Below are 526 nucleotides of genomic sequence, written 5' to 3'. Positions count from 1 at the left end.
TCGACGAATACACGCGTGAATGCCACTGCATCCATTCCGACCGAGCCATCAAAGCCGAGGATGTGCTGACCTTGCTCAAGGACGCCATCGCCGAACACGGGGCGCCTGAGTATATCCGGTCAGACAACGGGCCGGAGTTCATCGCCAAGTGCATCCAGGGGTGGCTCAAGGGCAATAAAATCAAGACCATCTACATCGATCCCGGGTGCCCTTGGCAGAACGGTTTCGTCGAAAGCTTCAACGATAAGTTCCGCCGCGAATGCCTCAATCGCGAGCTCATCTACACCCTGAGCGAATCACGCGTCATCTTCGATGATTACCGTCACCTACATAATCACGAAAGACCTCACCGATCTCTGGGCTTGCTCACGCCAGCCCAATTTGCCAAACAACAATCCGCAGGTTCCGGCTCCGTTCGCCCTACGGCCTCTCTACGCCAGAACCTCAACCAACCCAACCAACCCACTAAACAACAAACCGACTGGAATCTTCTCATAACAAGTGGGCCAAAAAGGGGGAGCCAGCC

General features: G+C 55.1%; 1 protein-coding gene. It reads left to right on the top strand.

The genetic code is table 11. The annotated features are described in order from the left end of the window. Nucleotides 1–526: integrase core domain-containing protein (locus tag RBB62_RS20170; RefSeq protein WP_309401094.1), on the top strand; the 526-nt coding region annotated here is incomplete at both ends.

The sequence above is a fragment of the Cerasicoccus maritimus genome, from assembly GCA_031296935.1.
GTDB lineage: Bacteria > Verrucomicrobiota > Verrucomicrobiia > Opitutales > Cerasicoccaceae > Cerasicoccus > Cerasicoccus maritimus.
This window is presented reverse-complemented; position numbering and strand designations above follow the sequence as displayed.